Origin of the sequence: Mycobacterium sp. 141 (genome assembly GCF_000382405.1) — a bacterium.
Classification (GTDB): domain Bacteria; phylum Actinomycetota; class Actinomycetes; order Mycobacteriales; family Mycobacteriaceae; genus Mycobacterium.
In genome coordinates this window covers 280,200-302,622 of record NZ_KB908256.1, presented here as the reverse complement: position 1 = coordinate 302,622, position 22,423 = coordinate 280,200, and the positions used below count along the sequence as shown (strand labels likewise).

Annotated in this window: 21 protein-coding genes and 1 pseudogene; 8 read left to right on the top strand and 14 right to left on the bottom strand. The window is 66.5% G+C overall.

What is annotated here, in order from left to right; translation table 11 throughout:
* Positions 1–48 precede the first annotated feature (48 nt).
* On the bottom strand, positions 49–453 hold the full coding sequence (locus H276_RS0104190) for an Rv2175c family DNA-binding protein (RefSeq protein WP_019970056.1): 405 nt from the start codon (positions 451–453) through the stop codon (positions 49–51).
* A gap of 36 nt (positions 454–489) precedes the next feature.
* Here H276_RS0104190 and H276_RS0104185 point away from each other — a divergent pair, with 36 nt between their 5' ends.
* Complete coding sequence (locus tag H276_RS0104185; RefSeq protein WP_019970055.1) at positions 490–1,740, top strand: protein kinase domain-containing protein; 1,251 nt, start codon at positions 490–492, stop codon at positions 1,738–1,740.
* Positions 1,741–1,758: 18 nt separating this feature from the next.
* Here H276_RS0104185 and H276_RS0104180 read toward each other — a convergent pair whose 3' ends face one another.
* From H276_RS0104180 to H276_RS0104170, 3 genes are read right to left on the bottom strand one after another with little or no spacing between them, the layout of a single operon-like run.
* Positions 1,759–3,147, bottom strand: a complete 1,389-nt coding sequence (locus H276_RS0104180; RefSeq protein WP_019970054.1) for a class II 3-deoxy-7-phosphoheptulonate synthase — start codon at positions 3,145–3,147, stop codon at positions 1,759–1,761.
* Positions 3,148–3,151: 4 nt separating this feature from the next.
* Positions 3,152–3,694, bottom strand: a complete 543-nt coding sequence (locus H276_RS0104175) for a polyadenylate-specific 3'-exoribonuclease AS (protein ID WP_019970053.1) — start codon at positions 3,692–3,694, stop codon at positions 3,152–3,154.
* Positions 3,694–4,545: a hypothetical protein gene (locus H276_RS0104170; protein ID WP_019970052.1), complete on the bottom strand. Its 852-nt coding sequence runs from the start codon at positions 4,543–4,545 to the stop codon at positions 3,694–3,696. The genes H276_RS0104175 and H276_RS0104170 overlap by 1 nt, the downstream gene beginning before the upstream one ends.
* An 84-nt stretch (positions 4,546–4,629) precedes the next feature.
* Here H276_RS0104170 and H276_RS0104165 point away from each other — a divergent pair, with 84 nt between their 5' ends.
* Positions 4,630–5,925, top strand: coding sequence for a glycosyltransferase 87 family protein (locus H276_RS0104165; protein WP_019970051.1), 1,296 nt, complete (start codon positions 4,630–4,632; stop codon positions 5,923–5,925).
* A 63-nt stretch (positions 5,926–5,988) separates the two neighbouring features.
* On the opposite strand, the gene H276_RS0104160 is transcribed toward H276_RS0104165, so the two are convergent.
* The 5 genes from H276_RS0104160 to H276_RS0104140 form a co-directional block, all read right to left on the bottom strand.
* The gene (locus tag H276_RS0104160) at positions 5,989–6,717 is read right to left on the bottom strand and encodes a 1-acyl-sn-glycerol-3-phosphate acyltransferase (RefSeq protein WP_019970050.1); all 729 of its coding nucleotides are present in this window, start codon (positions 6,715–6,717) and stop codon (positions 5,989–5,991) included.
* 88 nt (positions 6,718–6,805) lie between these two features.
* On the bottom strand, positions 6,806–7,192 hold the full coding sequence (locus H276_RS0104155; protein ID WP_019970049.1) for a hypothetical protein: 387 nt from the start codon (positions 7,190–7,192) through the stop codon (positions 6,806–6,808).
* Positions 7,189–8,439 (bottom strand): ArsA family ATPase, encoded by a 1,251-nt coding sequence (locus H276_RS0104150; protein ID WP_026356572.1) that lies wholly within the window; start codon positions 8,437–8,439, stop codon positions 7,189–7,191. The genes H276_RS0104155 and H276_RS0104150 overlap by 4 nt, the downstream gene beginning before the upstream one ends.
* Position 8,440: 1 nt before the next feature.
* Positions 8,441–8,878 carry an SRPBCC family protein gene (locus H276_RS0104145; RefSeq protein ID WP_019970047.1) on the bottom strand — a complete coding sequence of 146 codons (438 nt, stop codon included), beginning with the start codon at positions 8,876–8,878 and terminating at the stop codon, positions 8,441–8,443.
* A gap of 79 nt (positions 8,879–8,957) precedes the next feature.
* On the bottom strand, positions 8,958–9,347 hold the full coding sequence (locus H276_RS0104140) for a hypothetical protein (protein WP_019970046.1): 390 nt from the start codon (positions 9,345–9,347) through the stop codon (positions 8,958–8,960).
* Positions 9,348–9,445: 98 nt separating this feature from the next.
* On the opposite strand from H276_RS0104140, the gene H276_RS0104135 reads away from it, so the two are divergent.
* A complete protein-coding gene (locus H276_RS0104135) occupies positions 9,446–11,242 on the top strand; it encodes a long-chain fatty acid--CoA ligase (RefSeq protein WP_019970045.1) in 1,797 nt (598 codons plus the stop codon).
* A 22-nt stretch (positions 11,243–11,264) separates the two neighbouring features.
* On the opposite strand, the gene pimB is transcribed toward H276_RS0104135, so the two are convergent.
* From pimB to H276_RS0104115, 4 genes are all read right to left on the bottom strand, one after another.
* Positions 11,265–12,401, bottom strand: a complete 1,137-nt coding sequence (gene pimB / locus H276_RS0104130; protein ID WP_019970044.1) for a GDP-mannose-dependent alpha-(1-6)-phosphatidylinositol monomannoside mannosyltransferase — start codon at positions 12,399–12,401, stop codon at positions 11,265–11,267.
* A gap of 31 nt (positions 12,402–12,432) precedes the next feature.
* Positions 12,433–13,302: a hypothetical protein gene (locus H276_RS0104125; RefSeq protein ID WP_019970043.1), complete on the bottom strand. Its 870-nt coding sequence runs from the start codon at positions 13,300–13,302 to the stop codon at positions 12,433–12,435.
* Entirely contained in the window at positions 13,271–14,413 is a 1,143-nt protein-coding gene (ripC, locus tag H276_RS0104120) for a peptidoglycan hydrolase RipC (RefSeq protein WP_026356570.1), read from the bottom strand. The genes H276_RS0104125 and ripC overlap by 32 nt, the downstream gene beginning before the upstream one ends.
* A 172-nt stretch (positions 14,414–14,585) precedes the next feature.
* Entirely contained in the window at positions 14,586–14,828 is a 243-nt protein-coding gene (locus H276_RS0104115) for a hypothetical protein (protein ID WP_019970041.1), read from the bottom strand.
* A gap of 203 nt (positions 14,829–15,031) precedes the next feature.
* Between H276_RS0104115 and H276_RS0104110 the strand changes: the two are divergent.
* Positions 15,032–16,948 (top strand): annotated as a pseudogene (locus H276_RS0104110) (DEDD exonuclease domain-containing protein); the annotation flags it as partial.
* Here H276_RS0104110 and trpD read toward each other — a convergent pair.
* Positions 16,886–17,980: an anthranilate phosphoribosyltransferase gene (trpD, locus tag H276_RS23845; protein ID WP_231376595.1), complete on the bottom strand. Its 1,095-nt coding sequence runs from the start codon at positions 17,978–17,980 to the stop codon at positions 16,886–16,888. The pseudogene H276_RS0104110 and the gene trpD overlap by 63 nt on opposite strands.
* A gap of 133 nt (positions 17,981–18,113) precedes the next feature.
* Here trpD and H276_RS0104095 point away from each other — a divergent pair, with 133 nt between their 5' ends.
* Genes H276_RS0104095 through H276_RS0104080 form a run of 4 tightly spaced genes read left to right on the top strand, consistent with a single transcriptional unit; the run spans position 18,114 to position 22,398 of the window.
* On the top strand, positions 18,114–18,725 hold the full coding sequence (locus tag H276_RS0104095) for a heme-copper oxidase subunit III (RefSeq protein WP_081618176.1): 612 nt from the start codon (positions 18,114–18,116) through the stop codon (positions 18,723–18,725).
* 48 nt (positions 18,726–18,773) lie between these two features.
* Positions 18,774–19,595, top strand: a complete 822-nt coding sequence (locus H276_RS0104090; RefSeq protein ID WP_196807839.1) for a c-type cytochrome — start codon at positions 18,774–18,776, stop codon at positions 19,593–19,595.
* Positions 19,592–20,761, top strand: coding sequence for a ubiquinol-cytochrome c reductase iron-sulfur subunit (locus tag H276_RS0104085; protein ID WP_019970035.1), 1,170 nt, complete (start codon positions 19,592–19,594; stop codon positions 20,759–20,761). Before H276_RS0104090 ends, H276_RS0104085 begins: the two co-directional genes overlap by 4 nt.
* Positions 20,758–22,398 carry a cytochrome bc complex cytochrome b subunit gene (locus tag H276_RS0104080; protein WP_019970034.1) on the top strand — a complete coding sequence of 547 codons (1,641 nt, stop codon included), beginning with the start codon at positions 20,758–20,760 and terminating at the stop codon, positions 22,396–22,398. The genes H276_RS0104085 and H276_RS0104080 overlap by 4 nt, the downstream gene beginning before the upstream one ends.
* Positions 22,399–22,423 lie beyond the last annotated feature (25 nt).

Sequence of the window (22,423 nt, the reverse complement as noted above, 5' to 3'; positions counted from 1 at the left end):
ATAGCCCTTGCGCGTCGCGCGCAGACACGCCCGCCCGCGGTGCGGCGGTCAGTAGGCCATTGCCTGGGCCCGGCGGACCACCTCGCGGGCCTGATGCGAATGCAGTGCGTCGACCGGACGTGCGTTGACCTGCCGATCGGTAGACCCGTCCCGGCTGATCGTCAGCGACGAGTCCGGGGCGAACAGCCACCGTACGATCTCGGTGCTGCGATAACCACCGTCGCGCAGCACCACGAGTAAACCGGGTAAGGATTTCACCACATGCCCGGTGGCGTCGAAGAAGACCTTGGGCACCACGATCGTCCCGTCGCGACGCACCGCGATGAGCTGGCCCTCACGCAACTGTTGATGCACCTTGCTGACCGGAATGCCGAGCAGGTCGGCGACTGTCGGAATGTCATAGACGGCTTCGCCGGGATCCAGAACGTCATCGGCGGCCGGAATGCTGCTCACCGCACTGATTCTAGGACCACTCGGGCGACTCGTAACATGTGTTCGGTGGAGGCCAACCAGCAATCGGACCCGCTCGTCGGCACGGTGCTGGACGGGCGGTACCAGGTTGAGACCCCGATTGCCACCGGCGGAATGTCGACGGTGTACCGCGGGCTCGACACCCGACTCGACCGTCCGGTGGCCCTGAAGGTGATGGACTCCCGGTACGCCGGTGACGCCCATTTCCTGACGAGGTTCCAGCGCGAGGCCCGCGCGGTGGCCCGGCTGACCCATCCCGGCCTCGTGGCCGTCTACGACCAGGGCGGCGGGGGCACTGCCCAGCAGCCGCCTTTTCTCGTCATGGAACTCATCGAGGGCGGGACACTGCGCGAGTTGCTGACCGAGCGGGGCCCGATGCCACCGCACGCGGTGTCCGCAGTCCTGACTCCGGTGCTGGGTGGGCTTGCCGTCGCACACCGGGCCGGCCTGGTGCACCGCGACATCAAGCCGGAGAATGTGCTGATCTCCGATGACGGCGATGTGAAAATCGCCGATTTCGGGCTCGTCCGCGCCGTCGCCGAAGCCAAGATCACTTCGACCAGCGTGATTCTGGGCACCGCGGCGTACCTGTCGCCCGAACAGGTCGGCACCGGTGACGCCGACCCGCGCAGCGACGTCTACGCAGTCGGCGTCCTGACCTACGAACTGCTGACCGGAGTCACACCGTTCATGGGCGACACCGCACTAGCGGTCGCCTACCGGCGGCTGGACCATGACGTTCGCCCACCGAGCACCGTAATCGCCGGGGTGCCCGCGGAATTCGACGATCTGGTGCGCCGGGCCACGGCCCGAGACCCCGCGGACCGCTACGCCGACGCCGACGAAATGGGCGACGATCTGCAAGCCATCGTCGACGAACTCGAGTTGCCCGGCTTCCGGGTTCCGGCGCCACACAACTCTGCGCAGCACCTGGCGGAGACGCGCATGCACAGCCGTCAGGGCGCACGCACGGAAGTGACCTCGTCGCCATCCCCCAACCCGCCACCCGTCGCGGTGCCGCCCCGGCAACTCACCCGCGAACTCACCCGCGACCAGGATTGGGACCCGATTCCGGCCGATCCCCGCGAGTACGCCGAATACCCCGCAGCAGCAAAGCAATTCGCGGGAATCGAGATGAGCGAGTTCTACTGGGCACAGCAGCGCGCCAAACGCGCACTGGCCTTCTGGGTGATCGCGGTACTGACACTCACCGGTCTGGTCGCCGCCACGGCTTGGACGCTCGGCAGCAACATCGCCACGCTCATCTAGCCCAGGCGGCCGAATTACCTAGTCCCGCAACATCTCCGCAACGAGGAACGCCAGCTCGAGGCTCTGCTGGGTGTTCAGCCGCGGATCGCAGGCCGTCTCATAGTGACCGGCCAGGTCCGAGTCCGAAATGTCCTGCGCCCCACCGAGACACTCGGTGACATTCTCACCGGTGATCTCCACGTGGATACCGCCCGGATGTGTACCGAGGGCGTGGTGCACTTCGAAGAAGCCCTGCACCTCGTCGACGATGCGGTCGAAATGCCGGGTCTTGTAGCCGGTCGACGACTCGTGGGTATTGCCGTGCATCGGATCGCACTGCCAGACCACCTGATGACCGGTGGCCTGCACCTTCTCGATGATCGGCGGCAGCAGATCGCGGACCTTGTTGTTGCCCATCCGGGTCACCAGCGTCAGCCGGCCAGGCTCGTTGTGCGGGTCGAGCCGCTCGACGTACTCCACGGCCAGCTCCGGCGAGGTGGTCGGCCCGAGCTTCACCCCGATCGGGTTGGCGATCACCTCGGCGAACGCGATGTGTGCACCGTCGAGCTGGCGGGTGCGCTCACCGATCCACAGATAGTGCGCGGATTGGTTGTACAGCCTGGGCGTGCCGTCCAGTTCGTCGGACAGCCGCAGCATCGCGCGTTCGTAGTCGAGCACCAGCGCCTCGTGGCTGGCGAAGATCTCCGCAGTCTGCAGGTTCCGATCGGCCACCCCGCACGCCGACATGAACCGCAACCCGCGGTCGATCTCGCCGGCGAGCGCCTCATAGCGGGCTCCGGCCGGCGAGGTTCGGACGAACTCGCGGTTCCAGTCGTGGACCAGGTGCAGCGAGGCCAGCCCCGAAGAGGTCAGCGCGCGCACCATGTTCATCGCCGCACTGGCATTGGCATAGGCGCGAACCAGCCGGGACGGATCGTGGTCGCGGACCGCGGCGTCCGGGGCGAACCCGTTGATCATGTCGCCGCGGTAGGACTTCAGACCGAGCGCGTCCATCTCGGTCGTGCGCGGCTTCGCGTACTGCCCGGCGATCCGGGCCACCTTCACCACCGGCAGGCTCGCGCCGTACGTCAGCACGACGGCCATCTGCAGCAGCGTGCGGATGTTGGCCCGGATATGCGGTTCGGTGTTGTCGACGAACGTCTCGGCGCAGTCGCCGCCCTGCAGCAGGAACGCCTTGCCGAGCGCGACGTCGGCGAGCAGGCCCTTGAGCTTTTCGATCTCCGACGGCACGGTGACCGGGGGCACACTCTCCAGGACCGTACGCATGGCCTTGGCCGCATCGGCGTCCCAGTTCGGCTGCTGAGCAGCCGGCCGGGCCAGGGCCGCGTCCAAGCGCTGCCGCAGCTCGTCTGTCAACGGCGGCAACGGCGGCAGCTGCTCGATGGGAATGTCGACGGTCCAGTTCACCCGTTCATGGTAGCCGCCGGTGAGCGCCTGTTTCCGCGGCCTGCGTGACCTCGAGATGCGGCGCCGGGGCAAACCCGGTCATCATGCGGAACCTTTCCAGATTGTGCCGGGCATCGACGAGTGCGTCGTGCGCATCGTTCGGTCGCGGCGGCATCCTCGGCGAGCCCCGCTCCTCCCAGAACTGGCGCAGCTCCCGGGTGAACCGCGGGATGGCCCGCGGCAAGTCGGTCATCGGGCCCCACAGCTGGCACAGCACCACATGGTCGTAGGCACCCACCCAGGCCCACAGTTCGATGGGCTCGTCACCATCGACGCCGAAGAAGTCCTCCAGCTCCGAGCGGATCTGGCGACGGGAGCGCCACAGCTTCGAGGATGGCGACGGTAGCTTCGGCAGCACGTGCTTGCGCACCCAGGTACCGGCCCGATCCGGATTGAATTCCGTCGAGATCGCGTAATACTCGCGACCATCCTCGGCGGCCACCCCGACCGAGATCAATTCGATGGTGCGACCGTCGTCGATGAACTCGGTGTCATAGAAATAGCGCATCAGGCCGCCTGCCCCGGCGCCGGTGCCGCGTGGATCTCCCGATCCAGCTGCTTGTCGACCTCGGCGTCGTCGGGAAACTTCGGAGTCCCGGCGATCGTATCCTGCACCCACAGCTTGGCCTGTACGACGGGGCGGCGCAGCCAGCGCTCCCGTTCCAGCGCGCGGTGCATCTTGCGAGGCCTTGCGGTGTAGCGCCAGCGCGCCCATGGCGCATGCGGCCGCGACAACCTGATAGCCCCGACGAACAGCAACGGGGTGATGAACATACCAACCAATCCGGTCCACACCTTGCCTTTGAGCAACACCACGACCGCGAGGAGCAGGGTCACAACCGCGACCACCACAACGACCGTCCGGGCGAGCACGGTCTGATCCGTGCGCCAGATATTGATATCGAAGAACGACAGCGGGTTGAAACCCAGGATCAGCAATCCGGCGACGGCGACCGCGACGAACACCGCATCGACCGAAGTGCGGCCGTCCTCCTCCCAGTACACGTCGGAGAGGTGCAGGATCAGCGCGAACTCGTCGAGCACCAGCGCCGCACCGATGCCGAAGAAGGTCGACGCCACGGTGAACTCGGGGACCCCGCCGCTGACCGCCAGCGTGACCATCGTGACCCCAGAGACCATCACCAGGACGATCCCGATCACCATGTGGTGGATGTGCAACGTGCCGTGCCCAATATTGCGGGGCTGCCACCATTTGGGCGGCTTGTCACTGTGTGCGTGCCGACGGATGTAACGCACCACAGTTCTGGTGACGAAGAAGGTGAGAATGAACGCCACCAGACAACACAGCAAGGGCATGCGATCGCGAATCACGAGATAGAGATGGGCGGTCACGTGCATGCTGAGAAAACTTACCGCCGGGCAGAGCGCGTCGGGGCCGTGGATGCACCTGTGTCCGGTAGCCACCGATAGTCTGTTGACGACATGAGTAAGCGGCAGGCGCCCGGCTGGGCTGGTTGGGCACCGACCATCGCATGGCGAATTTTCCAGCTGCTGACTGTGTCGGCACTGGCCTGGGCGGGTTACAAGCTGCTGGGACACACTCCCTACCGCATCGATATCGACGTCTACCGGATGGGTGGACGAGCCTGGTTGGACGGTCAGCCGCTGTATTCCGACGGCGCCGTCTTCCACACCCAGGGCGGCCTGGATCTACCGTTCACCTATCCCCCGCTGGCGGCCATCTCGTTCGCGCCGTTCGCCTGGCTGCCACTGCCTGCCGCCAGCGCTGCGATCACGCTGACAACGCTGGTGCTGCTGATCGTCTCGACCATCATGGTGCTGACCAGGCTGAACGTGTGGCCGCACAGCACGGTCACATCTGAACCGGCCTGGCTGCGCCGCTGCTGGTTGGCAGCCGCAGTGGTCGCGCCCTCGGTGACCTACCTCGAACCGATCCGGTCGAACTTCGAGTTCGGCCAGATCAACGTCGTGCTCATGACGCTGGTCATCGCCGACTGCGTGCCACGCCGCACCCCGTGGCCACGCGGCATCCTGTTGGGCCTGGCCATCGCAGTCAAACTCACCCCTGCCGTGTTCCTGCTCTACTTCCTACTGCGCCGCGACGTCCGAACCCTGCTGTGGACCGTCGGCTCGACCATCGTCGCCACACTTGCCGGTTTCGCGCTGGCTGCTCGGGATTCGGTGGAGTACTGGACCGAAACCGTCCGCAACACCGACCGCATCGGCACCGCCACGCTGAACACCAACCAGAACATCGCAGGCGTACTGGCTCGCCTCGGGCTCAGCGAGGGGCCACGGTTCGTGCTGTGGGTACTGGCCTGCCTCGCGGTGCTGGCGCTGACCGTATGGGCCGCTGGCCGGGCACTACGCGTCGCCACGGGAAATCCTGACGAGGCCGACGCCTCGTCGATGCTGGCGTTGATCAGTGTGGCGATGTTCGGGCTGGTCGTCTCCCCGGTGTCGTGGTCGCACCACTGGGTCTGGACACTGCCTGCCCTGATCGTGACGACCATAACCGCCTACCGCCGGCGCAGTGCCCTGCTCACCGTGGTGACGGTGGCTGGGATCGCGTTGATGATCTGGACGCCCATCACCTTGATGTCCCCGCACCACGAGACCACGGCGTCACTGTGGCGGCAGCTGGTCGGCTGCTCCTATGTCTGGTGGGCGCTGGCCGTGATCGCCGTGACAGGGCTGACGTCGGCGAGCCACACCGGGAACCGGAGCGCCGAAACGGCTGTCGCGTCCTATCACTGAATTGCCGGCTCAGCCGACCCAAGCTGAACTGCCGGCTCAGCCGACCCAAGCTGAACTGCCGGCTCAGCCGGCGGCTGCCTGCGGGAGTCGCGCCGCCGGATTGCCCACCGCAGCACTCGGAATGTTCTCCTTGACGTCGGCGGCGTAGAGATCGACGTATTCCTGGCCCGAGAGACCCATCAGCTCGTACATCACCTCGTCGATCACAGCGCGCTCGATGAAGCGATTGCCGGCCAGTCCGTCGAACCGACTGAAATCCATCGGCTTACCGATGCGCACCTCGACCCGGCCGAACCGCCACATCTTGCTTCCGGGCGGGTTGACGACGTCGGTTCCGACCATCGCGACCGGAATCACCGGAACGCCGGTCTGCAGCGCCAACCGCGCCAGACCCGTCTTGCCCTTGTAAAGCAATCCATCGGGTGACCGCGTGCCCTCGGGGTACATCCCGAGCAACTTGCCCTTGCTGAGGATCCGCTCCGCGGTCCTCAACGCACTCTGCGCCGAATCGGCGTCGGTGCGGTCGATCGGCACCTGACCGGTCGACGAGTAGAAGAACTTGTTGAGCCGACCTTTGAGTCCGGTTCCGGTGAAGTATTCGGCCTTGGCCAGGAAGGTGATCCGGCGACTCACCACGAGTGGCAGATAGAAACTGTCTGCCACCGCCAGGTGGTTACTGGCCAGAATTGCCGCGCCAGACGATGGAATATGTTCCAGCCCAGTCACTTTCGGCCGACCCAGGATTCGCAGCAGTGGGCCCATCAGGATGAACTTGTAGAACCAGAACCACATGGACCCTCCCCATCGGAATGCTCTCGGACAACTGTACCCAGGGGGTGTAGCGCCTACCACGGAACCGCGCGTTCGCAGAGGGACGGTCTCAATCCTCCACAGTGACGGAAATACGCTGGTATCGGCCGGGCCCTAATGGTGGCGCACCATCGGGCGGCGGAGAATCCGATCCGCCGTCAGGTCCTGACGGTCCAGTCGCGTCCTCGTCGTCATCGTTGTCGAGGATCGCCCGGATTAACGTCAGCAGCCCCACACTGTGCTCGGCGACGGCCCCGAGCAACGGATGCTCTTCGCCGTTGATCAACGCCACCAGCGCGCACACCGGGCACCACACCTGCTGGCATTTGCCCGGCCCTCCGGCAGCACTTGCCGCCAACCCGGCCGCTGCGAGCCGCACTGCAGGGTCGATGCGGTCCAGGATGGCCTGCGCCAGCTGTCGTAGTTCCGGGCCCAGATCGGGATGAGACCCACTCATACAGGCCATACCTCCGGGTTCGGTCGAAATCGCACCGTGAGCTCACTGCCTCGTAACTGCGCGTCCGCCACGGTGCACCGCCGCAGCACGGACGCCAACCGAACCCGGCGCCGCACACCTGAAACACCGATGATCAAGTCGTCATCGACCCGGCCAAGCGTCAGCGCAGAGGAGTCGACCTGCGGCAACTCTAGCCGCAGCCGGTACACCGCCTCGAGCCCAGACCCTGATTCCCGGTCCACGACCGGGCGCAACGGCCCCGGCGGCGGTGACCCGTCACGCCTGCGGGCGCACTCCAACAGCTCCCCCAACGCCTTGGGGCCTATCGGTTCACCGGCCAGATGCGGCACCATCACGAGCTGCACGTCGCCGATGTTCGCGTCGAGTTCGTCGAGCACCGCTTGCTGCTCGGCGATCCGCTCCGAGTACCAGTCGAACGCCGGGTGCGCGGGAAGGTTCGAGTACTCGAACGAATCATCCTGCACCAAAACCTGATTGACGATGACTTCCGCCACACCAACACCCATCAGCGCCAGCGAACCCAGTGTGCGGACCGCCTCGGCGGCCACCACACGCTCTGCCGTGAGCACCAGATGGGCACTCACCCAGGTGCCGTCGGTGATCATGGCCCCGAGTTGGGAGACACCGGCGTCGATACGCTCCAGCAACGCCACGATGGCCGTCGTCGCGGGATCATCGGCACCGCCGGACAGCCGGCGGTGCCGAGGCCAGGCCCGCTCCAGGTACAGCCCGAACGCGGCCGGCAGCGTGAGCATCCGCAATGCATCGGCCGTCGAGGCGCAGTCCACCACGACGTGGTCCCACCGACCTGATGCGGCAAGCTCACCCACCTCATACAGACCGAGCACTTCCTGAATTCCGGGCAGCGCCGAAAGCTCCTCGGGCGCAACATCGCCCAGATCCGATTCACCGAACCGCGCCGAAAGCACAGCGGCGATCTCGACCCAGTGGGCCTCCAGCAGGGCAAGCGTGTCCAGCGCCAGCGCATCGAGGAATCCGCCGCCGACATCGGCGTCGTCGGCCAAGACCCGGGTGGGTGCTCGTTGCCCGGTCGGGCTCAGCACCGTGCCGAGCACGTCACCCGTCGAATGCGCCTGGTCGGTGGAGACGATGAGCACGCGTAGCCCGGCTCGGGCGTCACGTACCGCGGTCGCGGTTGCCAGCGTCGACTTGCCCACCCCGCCCTTGCCGACGAACAGGCTGATCCGCGCACGATCGCCGCTCAGGTCAGTGCACCTCGACTCGCTTCTTGAGGTCTTTCAGCGCGGTGTCGGTGAGCCGACGTTCGGCCTTCCGCTTGAGCAGCCCGATCATCGGGATGACCAGATCGACCGACAGTTCGTAGGTGACGTCCGTGCCGGATCCCTTGGACGCCACGCGGTATGTGCCCTCCAGCGCACGCAGCAACGAACTCGATTCCAACGTCCAGCTCACCGACTTGCGGTCAGCGGGCCACACGTAGGACAACACCATGGTGTCCTTGAGCACCGCCGCATCGAGTACCAGCCGGGCCTTTTTCGGCAGGCCGTTCTCATAGACCTCGAGAACTTCGGTCTCTTTGTATTCGGCCACCCACTCCGGATAAGACTCGATATCGGCGATGACGTCGATCACCGTCGATGGATCGGCCTCTATATAGATGGTCTGCGCCGTCTTGTCGGCCACTGCACGCCCTTCTGCCCGCCACACGGAGCTACCGCCCTCGCGGAGAAATCTACTCCCCCGAATCGCCTGCGACCCATTGTCAGGCCAGGCGGGGAACCCCGATCGGCCGGGATGCCTCCAGCCGCTGCTTGATCTCGAACGCCATCACCTTGCCCGCCACCCGGCGCTGATGATTCATCTTGGCCAGATCCATCTTGGCCAGCTCCCATGCCGCGGCGCCCGCCGGTTCAGCATGCAGGAAGTAATGCAGGATCACCCCGTCGAGCACCTCTTCGAGCCAGACTTCCATGGTGCCGGTGAGGGCGCCGGCCACGGTCCAGCGCTGTCCTTTCTCGGCCCGGTCCTCGATGACCGTCAGCTGCAAGTCCGGCCACCAGCGCCCCCAGGCGACGGCATCCGCCACGGCACGCCCGACATCGGCGGGATCGGCGCAAATGAAGGTCTCATCCGCGATCTGGACGCTGTTCATGAGTAACTAGCTTCACACATGCGCTGCCGGGTGATCCACGCGGCCGACTAGGCTTGGCGCGCGGAAGTTCCGCCATCGGCGACTAAGGGGCCCAGATCGTGCGTGAGTACAGCGTTCCGGCATCGTTCCAGATCGGCGAGCATGACACGGTCGTCGATGCCGTCTACACCCACGAGCGCGACGATCCCGGCTACGTCATTTTCCAGCGTCTGGTCGACGGCGCGTGGACCGATGTCACGTGTGCCCAGGCCGCGGCGCAGATCCGTTCGACTGCTTTGGGTTTGATCGCCGAAGGGGTGCAGCCCGGCGACCGGGTCGCGATCCTGTCCGCGACCCGTTACGAGTGGCCGATCATCGACTTCGCCATCTTGTCCATCGGCGCGGTCACGGTGCCGATCTACGAGACCTCGGCGGCCGAGCAGATCCGCCACGTACTGGACAACTCCTCGGCGGTACTGGTGATCGCCGAAACCGACGCGCACGCCGAACGCGTCGAGCAGTTACATGATCAGGTGCCCACCGTGCGCAAGGTGCTGCGCATCGCGGGTACCGGCCCCGCCGCACTCGACGGACTGGCTGAAGCGGGCACCTCCGTCGACCCCAGCGAATTCGAAGCACGTCTCGCCGCGGTCAAATCGTCCGACCCGGCCACACTGATCTACACGTCGGGTACCACCGGTCTGCCCAAGGGCTGCGAGCTCACCCACGCCAACCTGCTCTCCGAGATCCACGGCGCCAAGGCTGCGTTCCCGGCCCTGTTGACCAAGGGCGAACGGATGCTGGTGTTCCTGCCGCTGGCCCATGTGCTGTCGCGGGCGATCACCGTCGCCGCGTTCACCAACAAGGTGGCGCTCGGGTTCAGCAGCGACATCAAGAACCTGGTCCCGATGTTCGGGGTGTTCAAGCCGACGCTGGTGGTGTCGGTGCCGCGAGTGTTCGAGAAGGTGTACAACACCGCCGAGCAGAATGCCCGCAACGACGGCAAGGGCTGGATCTTCGACCAGGCCGTGGCCACCGCGATCGAATACAGCCAGGCCCAGGATCACGGTGGGCCTGACCTCTTGTTGAAGCTCAAGCACGCGCTGTTCGACAAGCTGGTGTACGGCAAGCTGCGGGCGGCGCTGGGCGGAAACTGCCGCGCCTCGATCTCCGGTGGCGCACCGCTGGGCGCGCGACTCGGGCACTTCTACCGCGGCGTCGGCCTGACCATCTACGAGGGCTACGGGTTGACCGAGACCAGCGCGGCCATCACCGTCAACCAGGTCGGTGCGCTCAGGGTCGGATCGGTCGGAAAGTTGTTGTCCGGCAACAGCATGCGGCTCGCCGATGACGGCGAGGTGCTGGTCAGGGGCGGCGTGGTGTTCAACGGTTACTGGAACAACGAGAAGGCCACGGCCGAGGCCATCCACGACGGCTGGTTCCACACGGGCGATCTCGGCTCCATCGACGACGACGGCTTCCTGACCATCGTGGGCCGCAAGAAAGAGATCATCGTCACCGCGGGCGGCAAGAATGTCGCTCCCGCCGTTCTCGAGGACCGCCTGCGGGCGCACCCGCTGATCAGCCAGGCCATGTGCGTCGGTGACCAGCAGCCCTTCATCGCCGCGCTGATCACCATCGACCCGGAGGCGTTCGAGAGCTGGAAGCACCACAACGGCAAGGACGCCGCGGCAACCGTGGCCGACCTGACCGACGACCCAGATCTGGTTGCCGAGGTTGACCTGGCGGTCAAGGAGGCCGACGAGGCGGTGTCCAAGGCCGAGGCCATCCGCAAGTTCCGCATCCTGCCGGTGGACTTCACCGAGGAAACCGGCGAGCTGACGCCGACGCTGAAGGTCAAGCGCAAGGTGGTCGCGGAGAAGTTCGCCGACGAGATCGCGGCGCTCTACAGCTGAGGCGCCGCGGGCGGTAATCGGCTCAGCCGGTCAGCAGCTCGGCGAGGCGCGTCCCCTTGGCCCGCCACTGCCAGTTGTCCACGACCCAGTGTCGGCCCGCCACGCCCATGGCGGCAGCCCGCCCCGGGTCTACCAGCAAATCACCGACCGCGGTGGCGATCGCGGTGACGTCGGTGCCGTCGACGATGGTGCCGGTCTGCCCGTCGAGAACGGTTTCCGGTGCCCCGCCGGAGGTTCCCGCCACCACGGGCACGCCACTGGCCGATGCCTCCAGATAGACGATGCCGAGACCCTCGACGTCCAGCCCGGCACCCCGCGTGCGGCACGGCATCGCGAACACGTCCGCCATCGCGTGGTGTGCGGGCAGTTCGTCGCCCGGCACCCCGCCGGTAAACACCACATGCTCGACGACGCAGCAGCGGTGTGCGAGCTGCTTGAGCTTGTCCAGATACGGTCCGCCGCCGACGACAACCAAAATAGTGCCGGGCACGCGCTGCCGGATCGCCGGCAGCGCCCGGATCAACATGTCCTGCCCCTTGCGCGGCACCAATCGCGACAGGCACACCACCACCGGGCTGCCGCCCAGGCCGTAACGCTTGCGCATTTCGGCGCGGGCCGCCTCGTCGGGTTGGAACCGGTCGGTGTCCACGCCGGGCGGCAGGTGTTCGAGGGCGGCACGGGGTCCAAACGCCGAGGCGAACCGTCCCCGCGTGTAGTGGCTGACGAACGTCACGACGTCGGCGTCGTCGCCGATGCGGCGCAACGCGCTGCGGGCCACCGGCAGCATCGACCAGCCCACCTCGTGACCGTGGGTGCTTGCGACCACCCGGCTCGCCCCGGCCCGCCGCGCCAACGGTCCGAGCAAAGCCAGCGGCGCGGCTGCGCCGAACCACACGGTATCGATGTCGTGTTCGCCGATGAGCCGGCACATCCGCGTGGCAACGGTCGGTTCGGGGATCATCAGCGTGGTGGGATGCCGCACCACGTGGTAACCAGACGCCGTGTTGTCATAGGTCTCGGCGCCTTTCCACTTCGGCGCGTACACCGTCAACCGATGCTCACCCGAGCTCACCAACTGCTCGGCGAACGCCTGGAGATACGACTGGATACCACCGCGACGTGGCGGAAAATCGTTGGTGACCAACAGAACCCGCGTCACTGCGCCGTTACCTTACCCATTGGCGTTCAGGTTAGCGGCTCAGCCATCGCCGCCAGCCGGCGACTACCTCCGTGAGATCGCTTCCCAGCACTTCACGGACCGCGGCGGCCACATCGGGGTGACCGAATCCGCAGGCGCGCAAATAGAGTTCGCGCAGCGCATCGGGGCCGTAACGGTCGGCCACGTAGCGGCTGAACCACCAGGCCCGGTCGTACGCCAGCGATCGATCGGCACCGATCGAGTCCAGTTCGGCGTCTGTGGGCAACTTGGCCAGCTCGGCAGCACGTGCCGGGCCCGGGAGGGCCTCGGCGGGGCGGCCGACATAGTCGGCGACGCCCTCGGTGAGCCAACGCGGCGCATCGGCCGCGGTCCGTGCCCGGGCCGCGTAGTGGAACAGCTCGTGGCGCAGCACGATTCGTAACGCGGACGGGCTCATATTGGCAGCCTCCGGGGCGAACATGATGCGCTGGGCTGTGGTGGTCGCGGCGATGTCTGCGGCACCGCCGGCCAGTACGCGGAACTCGTCGTCGGATCCGGCGACGACGATGACGATGTCGTGCGGCCAATCGGCTCCCCAGAACGCAGTTACCACCGCCACAGCGGTACCCAGCTCGGTGTCCAAGCGGCCCAGCAGCTTCGCGGTGCGTTCTCCACCCAGTCCGAGCAACTGTGCGGTGCGGCCGTCCGGCAGGACCACCGACGTCACCGGCTGGGGGACGCTGACCGTAGGAGACATGTTCACCACAGCCTGAGCCGACTGCGCGACCGGCGGAGAGTGGGCGGGCGGCGCAGCCGACCAGATCACCGCGGCCGCGGCGACCAGTTCGACCAGTAGCGCGGTGCCCAGTACCGAGCGAGAGAAGGACAGGTCAGTACCGGCGAATGTCGTAGATCGGCGCATTGTTGACCGGGGCGACCCGAACGGGGGTGCCGTAAGTCGACGCGTGCACCATCATTCCGTCACCGATATAGATGCCGACATGCGAAGCGTCCGAGTAGTACGTGACCAGGTCACCGGGCTGGATCTGGTCCATCGACACCGGCTGCCCGCCCGCGGCCAGGGCTTGGCTGGAATGCGGCAATGAGATGCCGGCCTGCTGGAACGACCACATCACCAGACCCGAGCAGTCGAACGAACCGGGACCGGCCGCGCCCCAGGAATACGGTGAGCCGATACGGCTCAGCGCGGCCTGGATGACGGTTGCCGAATGCCCGTTGCCGCCGGGAGTCGCGGCCTCCGGCGGTGCTACGTCGCCGGGCGGAATCCCGTCGGGCGCCGAGGCCTGAATACTGGGATCCTGAGCGGGCGGTAATGCCTCAGGAGCTGGTGGCGGCGGGGCCACCGGTGCGGGCGGGGTAGCTGCGAGCGCCTCGCGCTGCCCGGGCGTAAGGGCCTGGTACTGCGACTTGACGATGGCGATCTGCACCTGCAACCGGCTTTGCTTGGATTGCAAGTCGGCGCGCACCGCGGCGGCCTGCTCAGCCGCGGTCTTGGCGTCAGCGGCCGATTTGGCCGACGCTGCCTCGGCGGCGGCGGCCTTCGTCCCCACCTCGCGGTAGTTCTGCATCTGCCCGGCCATCTCGGCGGCCATCACCCGTTGCACGGCGAGCTGATCGATCAGCTGCTGCGGCGAATCGGCGGTCAGCATCGCGTCGAAGCCTGACGTCCGGCCACCCATGTACTGGGCGGCAGCCACCTTGTCGACTGCCGTCTGAAAGGTTGCCAGCTGCGCCTTGGAAGTGTCCACGGCCGCAACGTCGTCAGCATGTTGCTTATCCGCAGCCTCTTGTGCGGCAACCTTTTTACTCAGGTCGATCTCTGCCGAGTGCATCGCCTCGGTAGTCTGCTCCGCCTGCCTGGATAACTCATTGAGCTTTGCCAGAGCATCCTGCGCAGGGTCGGCCTGCGCGGTGCCGGCGAGCAGGCCGGTAAATACGGTCAAGCCCACGATTGCGCCTGCAACGGGTCGCCTGACACGACTTGTGGGCCGGTGCGCGCGGTCGTGCCTCAAGTTTTCGTCCTCACAACTGGCGTTAGCGAGCCGCCTCGAACTGCTCTTAGGTCTCAGATAGGTTACGAAACGGTATCGGTCTTGTCCACAAGAGATATAAATCCCCCGACGGGACATGCAAATCTAACAGCCTCAGAGGAATATTTTCCTGTGCGCCGGGCGGTGCGTGTCGTCAGGCGACCCCGGGCGTCCCGTTTCGGTGAATCGGAACAAGCCTCAATCGCGGTGCCAATCCCACGTCAGCCAGCACCTCCAGCGCCCGCCGCTCGTCGTCCAGCAACGTTTCGGGCACGCCGAGCAACACACTGACAACGCAGTCCTCACAACCGGGACCGCGGACCGCGCAGTCGTCGCAGTCGATGGTCACGCTGTCGACGTCAGGTGCTGACCTGCCGGGCTGGTGCGCATGTGTCATGTTGACCGTCCTCTCGATCGGTGTTGGCCGCACCGTATCGGCGGGTACCGACAAGTAGCGCAGCAGATTGGAGCGACAAGCCCGCAAGTAGCGCAGCGGATTGGAGCGACAAGCCCGACAAGTAGCGCAGCGGATTGGAGCGACAAGCCCGCAAGTAGCGCGCGGGCACCACGCTGTCGGTGGTCGTGCCTACCGTCTGTGCCATGGGTCAACGTCGCGTCGCCGACACCGGACAGCTGCCGTTGGACTTCGAGAACGAGCTGGAGGCAGTCAGTCTCGCCGACACCACCTTCGTGGTGGTCGACTTGGAGACCACCGGCGGGCGCGCCACGGCGACGCAGCCGGGTGGCGGCTACGACGCCATCACCGAGATCGGCGCGGTCAAGGTGCGCGGGGGCGAAGTGCTCGGCGAGCTGGCCACACTCGTCGACCCCGGCCGGGCCATCCCGCCCCAGATCGTCGAACTGACCGGCATCACATCGGCGATGGTCTGTGATGCGCCCAGAATCGACAGCGTTCTGCCGGCCTTCCTCGAATTCTCCAGGGGCGCAGTGTTGGTGGCCCACAACGCCGGTTTCGACATCGGCTTCCTGCGCGCGGCGGCGCAGCGGGCCCAGTTGCCGTGGCCGCGTCCACCGGTGCTGTGCACGGTGCGCCTGGCCCGGCGGGTCCTCACCCGCGACGAGGCACCCAGCGTCCGGCTGGCGGCGCTGGCCCAGCTGTTCAGAGCGTCGACCACGCCGACCCACCGCGCCCTCGACGATGCCAGGGCCACCGTGGACGTGCTGCACGGCCTGATCGAGCGGGTCGGCAATCAGGGCATACACACCTACGCCGATCTGCGGTCGTATCTGCCGAACACCACACCGGCCCAGCGTCGCAACCGGGCACTGGCCGACCGGCTGCCGAACCGGCCCGGGGTGTATCTGTTCCGCGGGCCGTCCGACGAGGTGCTCTATGTCGGCACCGCCGTCGACCTGCGTCGTCGCGTCCGGCAATACTTCACCGGCGCCGATCCCCGGGCCCGGATGAGGGAGATGACGTCGCTGGCCCGCAGGGTCGACCACGTCGAGTGCGCGCACGAGCTCGAGGCCGGCGTCCGTGAGCTGCGGCTGCTGGCCGCCCACGCGCCGCCCTACAATCGCCGGTCCAAGTTTCCGCAGCGATGGTGGTGGGTGGCGCTCACCGACGAGGCCTTCCCGCGCTTCACCGTGGTGCGGGCACCACAATCAGACACGGCGGTGCGATCATCCAGGTTCCGCACCGCCGTCGGGCCGTTCTCGGCCCGTTCCGACGCAGTCCTGACGGGCGAGCTGCTGGCCCGGTTCACCGGGATCCGGACCTGCACCCCCCGCTTCGGTGCCACGGCACTACACCGCTGCCCGGAACGCGAGCTGTCACCCTGCCCCGCACGCGATGGCGCCGACGCGGCGACGTACGCCACTGCACTCGAGCGGGCCACCGCCCTGATCGACGGTGTCGACAGCGCGCCGCTGACGGCCGTACTGGCCCATATCGACGAGCTCGCCACAGCCAACCGCTACGAGACCGCGGCCCGGATGCGTGATCACGCCGCGGTCGCCATCGAGACGCTGTGGCAGGGGCAGCGGCTGCGGGCCCTGGCCACTGTGCCCGAATTGGTTGCGGCGCGCAGCGACGGCAGGGGCGGCTGGCAGCTGGTGGTCATCCGGTCCGGGCAGCTCGCCGCGGCGGGTAGTGCTGCGCGCGGCGTGCCGCCCATGCCGGTCGTCGACGCGCTGTGTGCCGCGGCTCAGGTGGTGCTGCCGGGCAGCGGGCCGCTCGGCGGTGCGCTCGTCGAGGAAACGGCGCTTATCGCCCGCTGGCTGGCACAGCCTGGGGTGCGGATCGTGCGGTGCGGACGCGAGGAGCAGTCCAGGTTCAGCGGACGCGAGGAGCAGTCCAGGTTCAGCGGACGCGAGGAGCATTCAGACGCTTGCGACCCGGGTTATGCGACGCCACGGGAATCGGCGGGCCGTTACGCCGCGTGGGCCGCGACGGCCCGGTCGGCCCGGCTGGCCGCCGAGCAAGAGCTGGCCTCAGAGTTGCTGACCGAACCGCACCCAACGCGCGAGCAGTTGTTCGGCCGCACCGGAGTCGATGGCCTCGGCAGCACGCGCCAGGCCGGACTCCCACGCGGGCACCCACTTGGCGTCGCTGGCTAGCCCGGCGTGGGCAACCATCGCACCAGCCGCGTTGAGCACCACGGCATCCCGGACGGGCCCCTTGGCCCCGCCGAGAACCGCGCGCGCCTCGGCGGCATTGGTGGCGGCATCACCACCGACCAGTTCACCGATCTCGGCCCGTGCGAAACCGAACGCGGCGGGGTCGAACGTCAGCCGCTCCACGGTGCCGGCCTGCACGCGCCAGATGGTGCTCGTGGTCGTGGTGGTGAGCTCGTCCAGGCCGTCGTCGCCGTGGACCACCAGCACGCTGGAGCCGCGGGCGGCGAAGACACCTGCCATCACCTCGGCCAGGTCTGCCCACGCGCAACCGATCAGGCCTGCCCGTGGCCGGGCGGGGTTGGTCAGCGGCCCAAGCAGGTTGAAGACCGTCGGCACCCCGATCTCACGGCGCACGGCCGACGCGTGCCGATAGGACGGGTGGAATTGGGGCGCGAACGCGAAGCCGATTCCGACCTCCGCGACGCTGCGAGCGAGATCGTCCGCACCCAAATCGATCTTCACCCCGAGTGCCTCGAGTGTGTCGGCCCCGCCGGACAGCGACGACGCAGCGCGGTTGCCGTGCTTGACGACCGGCACACCGCAGGCTGCCACCACGATGGCCGCCATGGTGGAGAGGTTCACCGTGTTGGCCCCGTCGCCGCCGGTGCCGACGATGTCCACGGTCTCGGTGCCGATGCGGTCGGTCGGGACCAGGCGGGCGTGCGACAGCATGTTGTCGGCCAACTCGGCTACTTCCGACGAGGTCGGCCGTTTCATCTTCATGGCCACCGCGAAACCGGCGATCTGGGCCGGGGTCGCCGAGCCCTTCATGATCTGATCCATCGCCCAGTCCGCATACCCGTTGGGCAGGCTCTGCCCGGTGGTCAGCCAGCCCAGAACACGCGACCACGTGGGCGCTCCGCCGGACTGAGAAGGGGACGAGAACGGTTGTGAGGATCCGGTTACCACCGCCGAATGCTATCGCTCGGCCCGGTCGGACCCGTAGATCCGCCCTGATCCGTCCCGAACTCCGCGACACGAATCCAACCAATTGCTCGACCCGGGTGGAGTTCGACAACTACAAAGCGTCATACTTGCGGATGTGACGAGCGCTATAGGCACCTCGGGAACCGCCATCACCTCGCGTGTTCATTCGCTGAACCGCCCAAATATGGTGAGTGTTGGCACCATAGTATGGCTTTCCAGTGAGTTGATGTTCTTTGCTGGGCTATTCGCGATGTACTTCACGGCCCGCGCCCAGGCAGAGGGTGTCTGGCCACCACCACCCACGCACCTGAATCTCGCCGAGGCAGTACCGGTCACGCTGGTGCTGATCGCGTCGTCGTTCACGTGTCAGATGGGCGTGTTCGCCGCCGAGCGCGGTGACGTGTTCGGCCTGCGCCGGTGGTACGTCCTGACGTTCTTCATGGGCGCTTTCTTCGTCGGCGGGCAGGCCTACGAGTACTTCATGCTCGTGCACGAGGGCACCACGATCCCCGGCAGCGCCTACGGCTCGGTGTTCTACTTGGCGACCGGTTTCCACGGTATGCACGTGATCGGTGGTCTGATTGCATTCATCTTCCTGCTGGCGCGCACCAAGATGAGTAAGTTCACTCCTGCACAGGCCACCGCGGCGATCGTTGTCTCGTACTACTGGCATTTCGTCGACATCGTGTGGATTGCGCTGTTCGCCACCATCTACTTCGTCCGATAAGTCGGTACGCCGATGAGTCCGATGATCGGCGGCTCGCCGATCAGTCCGATGAGAAGGAGTTCGATGACCAGCAAGTCGCGCCGTCGGCTGCGCCGGCGATTGTCAGCAGGCCTACTGCTGCTGATCGGCCTCGCGGTCGCGGGGGGTGTGGCGGCCACGCTGACGCCGACACCGCAGGTCGCGGTCGCCGACGAGTCACAGTCGGCCCTGCTGCGCACCGGCAAGCAGCTGTTCGACACGTCCTGCGTGTCGTGCCACGGTGCCAACCTGCAGGGTGTTCCCGACCGTGGACCCAGCCTGGTCGGTACCGGCGAGGCCGCCGTGTACTTCCAGGTGTCCACCGGCCGCATGCCCGCCGTGCGCGGCGAGGCCCAGATCCCGAGCAAACCCGAGCACTTCGATGAGTCACAGATCGATGCGCTGGGTGCCTACGTGCAGGCCAGCGGTGGCGGCCCGACGGTCGTCCGCGACGCCAACGGCCAGGTCGCTCAGGAATCGCTGCTGGGGCCGAACGTGGCCCGCGGTGGCGACCTGTTCCGCCTGAATTGCGCTTCGTGCCACAACTTCACCGGTAAGGGCGGCGCGCTGTCCTCCGGCAAGTACGCGCCCGATCTCGGCGACGCCAAACCGGCCCAGATCTACACCGCGATGCTGACCGGCCCGCAGAACATGCCCAAGTTCTCTGATCGCCAGCTCTCTCCGGAAGAGAAGCGCGACATCGTGGCTTACGTTCGCGAGTCGGCCGAAACCCCGAGCTACGGCGGCTACGGCCTGGGTGGCTTCGGTCCCGCGCCGGAGGGCATGGCGATGTGGATCATCGGAATCGTCGCGGCCATCGGCATCGCGATGTGGATCGGAGCACGCGCATGAGCGCCAATACGCCTGAGGGCACGCCGACCGACGCCGAACTGGCCTCGATGACGCGTGAGGAACTCGTCGAGCTCGGCGGCAAGATCGACGGCGTCGAGACCATCTTCAAGGAACCTCGTTGGCCGGTCCCCGGCACCAAGGCCGAGAAGCGCTCCGAACGTCTCGTCGCGTACTGGCTTCTGCTGGCCGGAATTTCGGGCCTGGCCCTGCTGCTGGTGTTCATCTTCTGGCCGTGGGAGTACAAGCCCTTCGGCTCTGAGGGACAGTTCCTCTATTCACTGGCCACCCCGCTGTACGGCCTGACGTTCGGACTGTCTGTCCTGGCCATCGGCGTGGGCGCGGTGCTCTTCCAGAAGAGGTTCATCCCGGAGGAGATCTCGATCCAGGACCGCCACGACGGGCGTTCCACCGAGGTCGCCCGCAAGACCGTCGTGGCCAACCTCACCGACGCGCTCGAGGGCTCGACGATCAAGCGGCGCAAACTCATCGGCCTCTCGTTGGGCATCGGCCTCGGCGCATTCGGCGCCGGCACCCTGGTGGCGTTCATCGGCGGCCTGATCAAGAACCCGTGGAAGCCGGTGGTTCCCACCGCCAACGGTAAGGAAGCCGTGCTGTGGACCTCGGGCTGGACGCCGCGGTTCCACGGCGAGACGATCTACCTCGCCCGCGCCACCGGCGTGCCCGGTTCGTCACCGTTCGTCAAGATGCGGCCCGAGGATCTCGACGCCGGAGGCATGGAAACTGTGTTCCCTTGGCGGGAATCGGACGGTGACGGCACCACGACCGAATCCGAGCACAAGCTCACCGAGATCGCCATGGGCGTGCGCAACCCGGTCATGCTCATCCGCATCAAGCCGGCCGACATGCACCGCGTGGTCAAGCGCAAGGGCCAGGAGAGCTTCAACTTCGGTGAGCTGTTCGCCTTCACCAAGGTCTGCTCGCACCTGGGCTGCCCGTCGTCGCTGTACGAGCAGCAGACCTACCGCATCCTCTGCCCGTGCCACCAGTCGCAGTTCGACGCGTTGCACTTCGCCAAGCCCATCTTCGGTCCGGCTGCGCGCGCATTGGCGCAGCTGCCCATCACCATTGACAAAGACGGTTACCTGGTTGCCAACGGCAACTTCATCGAACCCGTCGGACCGGCATTCTGGGAGCGCAAATCATGAGCCCTGACCTTGCCAAGAAGGCTGCCGCGCAAGGCGATGCGATCGACTCGCGGTATCACCCGTCGGCGGCGGTACGCCGTCAGCTGAACAAGGTGTTTCCCACCCACTGGTCGTTCCTGCTGGGTGAGATCGCGCTGTACAGCTTCATCGTGCTGCTGATCACCGGTGTGTGGCTGACCCTGTTCTTCGATCCGTCGATGGCCGAGGTCACCTACAACGGTGTGTACCAACCACTTCGGGGCGTGCAGATGTCCCGCGCCTACGAGACGGCACTGAACATCAGCTTCGAGGTCCGCGGCGGCCTGTTCGTCCGCCAGATCCACCACTGGGCCGCACTGATGTTCGCCGCATCGATCATGGTGCACATGGCCCGCATCTTCTTCACCGGCGCGTTCCGGCGCCCGCGCGAGGCCAACTGGGTCATCGGCTCGCTGCTGCTGATCCTGGCGATGTTCGAGGGCTACTTCGGCTACTCGCTGCCCGACGACCTGCTCTCCGGTATCGGTCTGCGCGCGGCCCTGTCCTCGATCACCCTGGGCATGCCGGTGATCGGAACCTGGCTGCACTGGGCACTGTTCGGCGGCGACTTCCCCGGCACGATCCTCATCCCCCGCCTCTACGCCCTGCACATCCTGCTGATCCCAGGCATCATCCTGGCCCTGATCGGCGCCCACCTGGCGCTCGTGTGGTTCCAGAAGCACACCCAGTTCCCCGGGCCCGGACGTACCGAGACCAACGTCGTCGGTGTGCGCGTCATGCCGGTGTTCGCCGTCAAATCCGGTGCTTTCTTCGCATTGATCACCGGCGTGCTCGGCCTCATGGGCGGCCTGCTGACCATCAACCCGATCTGGAACCTCGGCCCCTACAAACCCTCCCAGGTTTCCGCCGGATCCCAGCCCGACTTCTACATGATGTGGACCGAAGGTCTGGCCCGCATCTGGCCGGCCTGGGAGTTCTACCCGTTCGGCCACACCATCCCGGCGGTGGTCTGGGTCGCGGTGATCATGGGCGTTATCTTCGGGCTACTGATCGCCTACCCCTTCATCGAGAAGAAGGTCACCGGCGATGACGCGCATCACAACCTGTTGCAGCGTCCGCGGGATGTCCCGGTGCGCACCGCCATCGGCTCCATGGCCATCGCGTTCTACATGGTGCTCACCCTGGCCGCGATGAACGACATCATCGCACTCAAATTCCACATCTCGCTCAACGCCACCACCTGGATCGGCCGTATCGGCATGGTCGTCCTACCGGGCATCGTCTACTACATCGCCTACCGCTGGGCCGTCTCCCTGCAACGCAGCGATCGCGCAGTCCTCGAACACGGCATCGAAACCGGCATCCTCAAACGCCTGCCTCACGGTGCCTACGTCGAACTGCACCAGCCACTGGGACCGGTCGACGATCACGGCCACCCCATCCCGCTGGAATACCAAGGTGCAGCCCTACCCAAGCGGATGAACAAGCTGGGCTCCGGCGGTGCCCCCGGCACCGGCAGCTTCCTGCACGCCGACCCCATCGTCGAACACGAAGCCCTCACCGAAGCTGCTCACACCTCCGAGCACAAAGCTCTGACCGCACTCAAAGAACATCAGGACCGCATCCACGAAGACGGGGAGGACAACGGTCACCACTGACCGTCTCCACCCGGCTTCACGCAAT

Bases quoted from the DNA above. Each gene is read 5' to 3' on its own strand.
- H276_RS0104160 (WP_019970050.1), bottom strand. From the start codon at position 6,717: ATGTGGTTCTGGTTCTACAAGTTCATCCTGATGGGCCCACTGCTGCGA.
- H276_RS0104165 (WP_019970051.1), top strand. From the start codon at position 4,630: ATGAGTAAGCGGCAGGCGCCCGGCTGGGCTGGTTGGGCACCGACCATC.
- H276_RS0104185 (WP_019970055.1), top strand. From the start codon at position 490: ATGTGTTCGGTGGAGGCCAACCAGCAATCGGACCCGCTCGTCGGCACG.
- H276_RS0104140 (WP_019970046.1), bottom strand. From the start codon at position 9,347: ATGAACAGCGTCCAGATCGCGGATGAGACCTTCATTTGCGCCGATCCC.
- H276_RS0104170 (WP_019970052.1), bottom strand. From the start codon at position 4,545: ATGCACGTGACCGCCCATCTCTATCTCGTGATTCGCGATCGCATGCCC.
- H276_RS0104125 (WP_019970043.1), bottom strand. From the start codon at position 13,302: ATGCGCCGATCTACGACATTCGCCGGTACTGACCTGTCCTTCTCTCGC.
- H276_RS0104155 (WP_019970049.1), bottom strand. From the start codon at position 7,192: ATGAGTGGGTCTCATCCCGATCTGGGCCCGGAACTACGACAGCTGGCG.
- H276_RS0104115 (WP_019970041.1), bottom strand. From the start codon at position 14,828: ATGACACATGCGCACCAGCCCGGCAGGTCAGCACCTGACGTCGACAGC.
- H276_RS0104085 (WP_019970035.1), top strand. From the start codon at position 19,592: ATGAGCGCCAATACGCCTGAGGGCACGCCGACCGACGCCGAACTGGCC.
- H276_RS0104090 (WP_196807839.1), top strand. From the start codon at position 18,774: ATGAGAAGGAGTTCGATGACCAGCAAGTCGCGCCGTCGGCTGCGCCGG.
- H276_RS0104175 (WP_019970053.1), bottom strand. From the start codon at position 3,694: ATGCGCTATTTCTATGACACCGAGTTCATCGACGACGGTCGCACCATC.
- H276_RS0104080 (WP_019970034.1), top strand. From the start codon at position 20,758: ATGAGCCCTGACCTTGCCAAGAAGGCTGCCGCGCAAGGCGATGCGATC.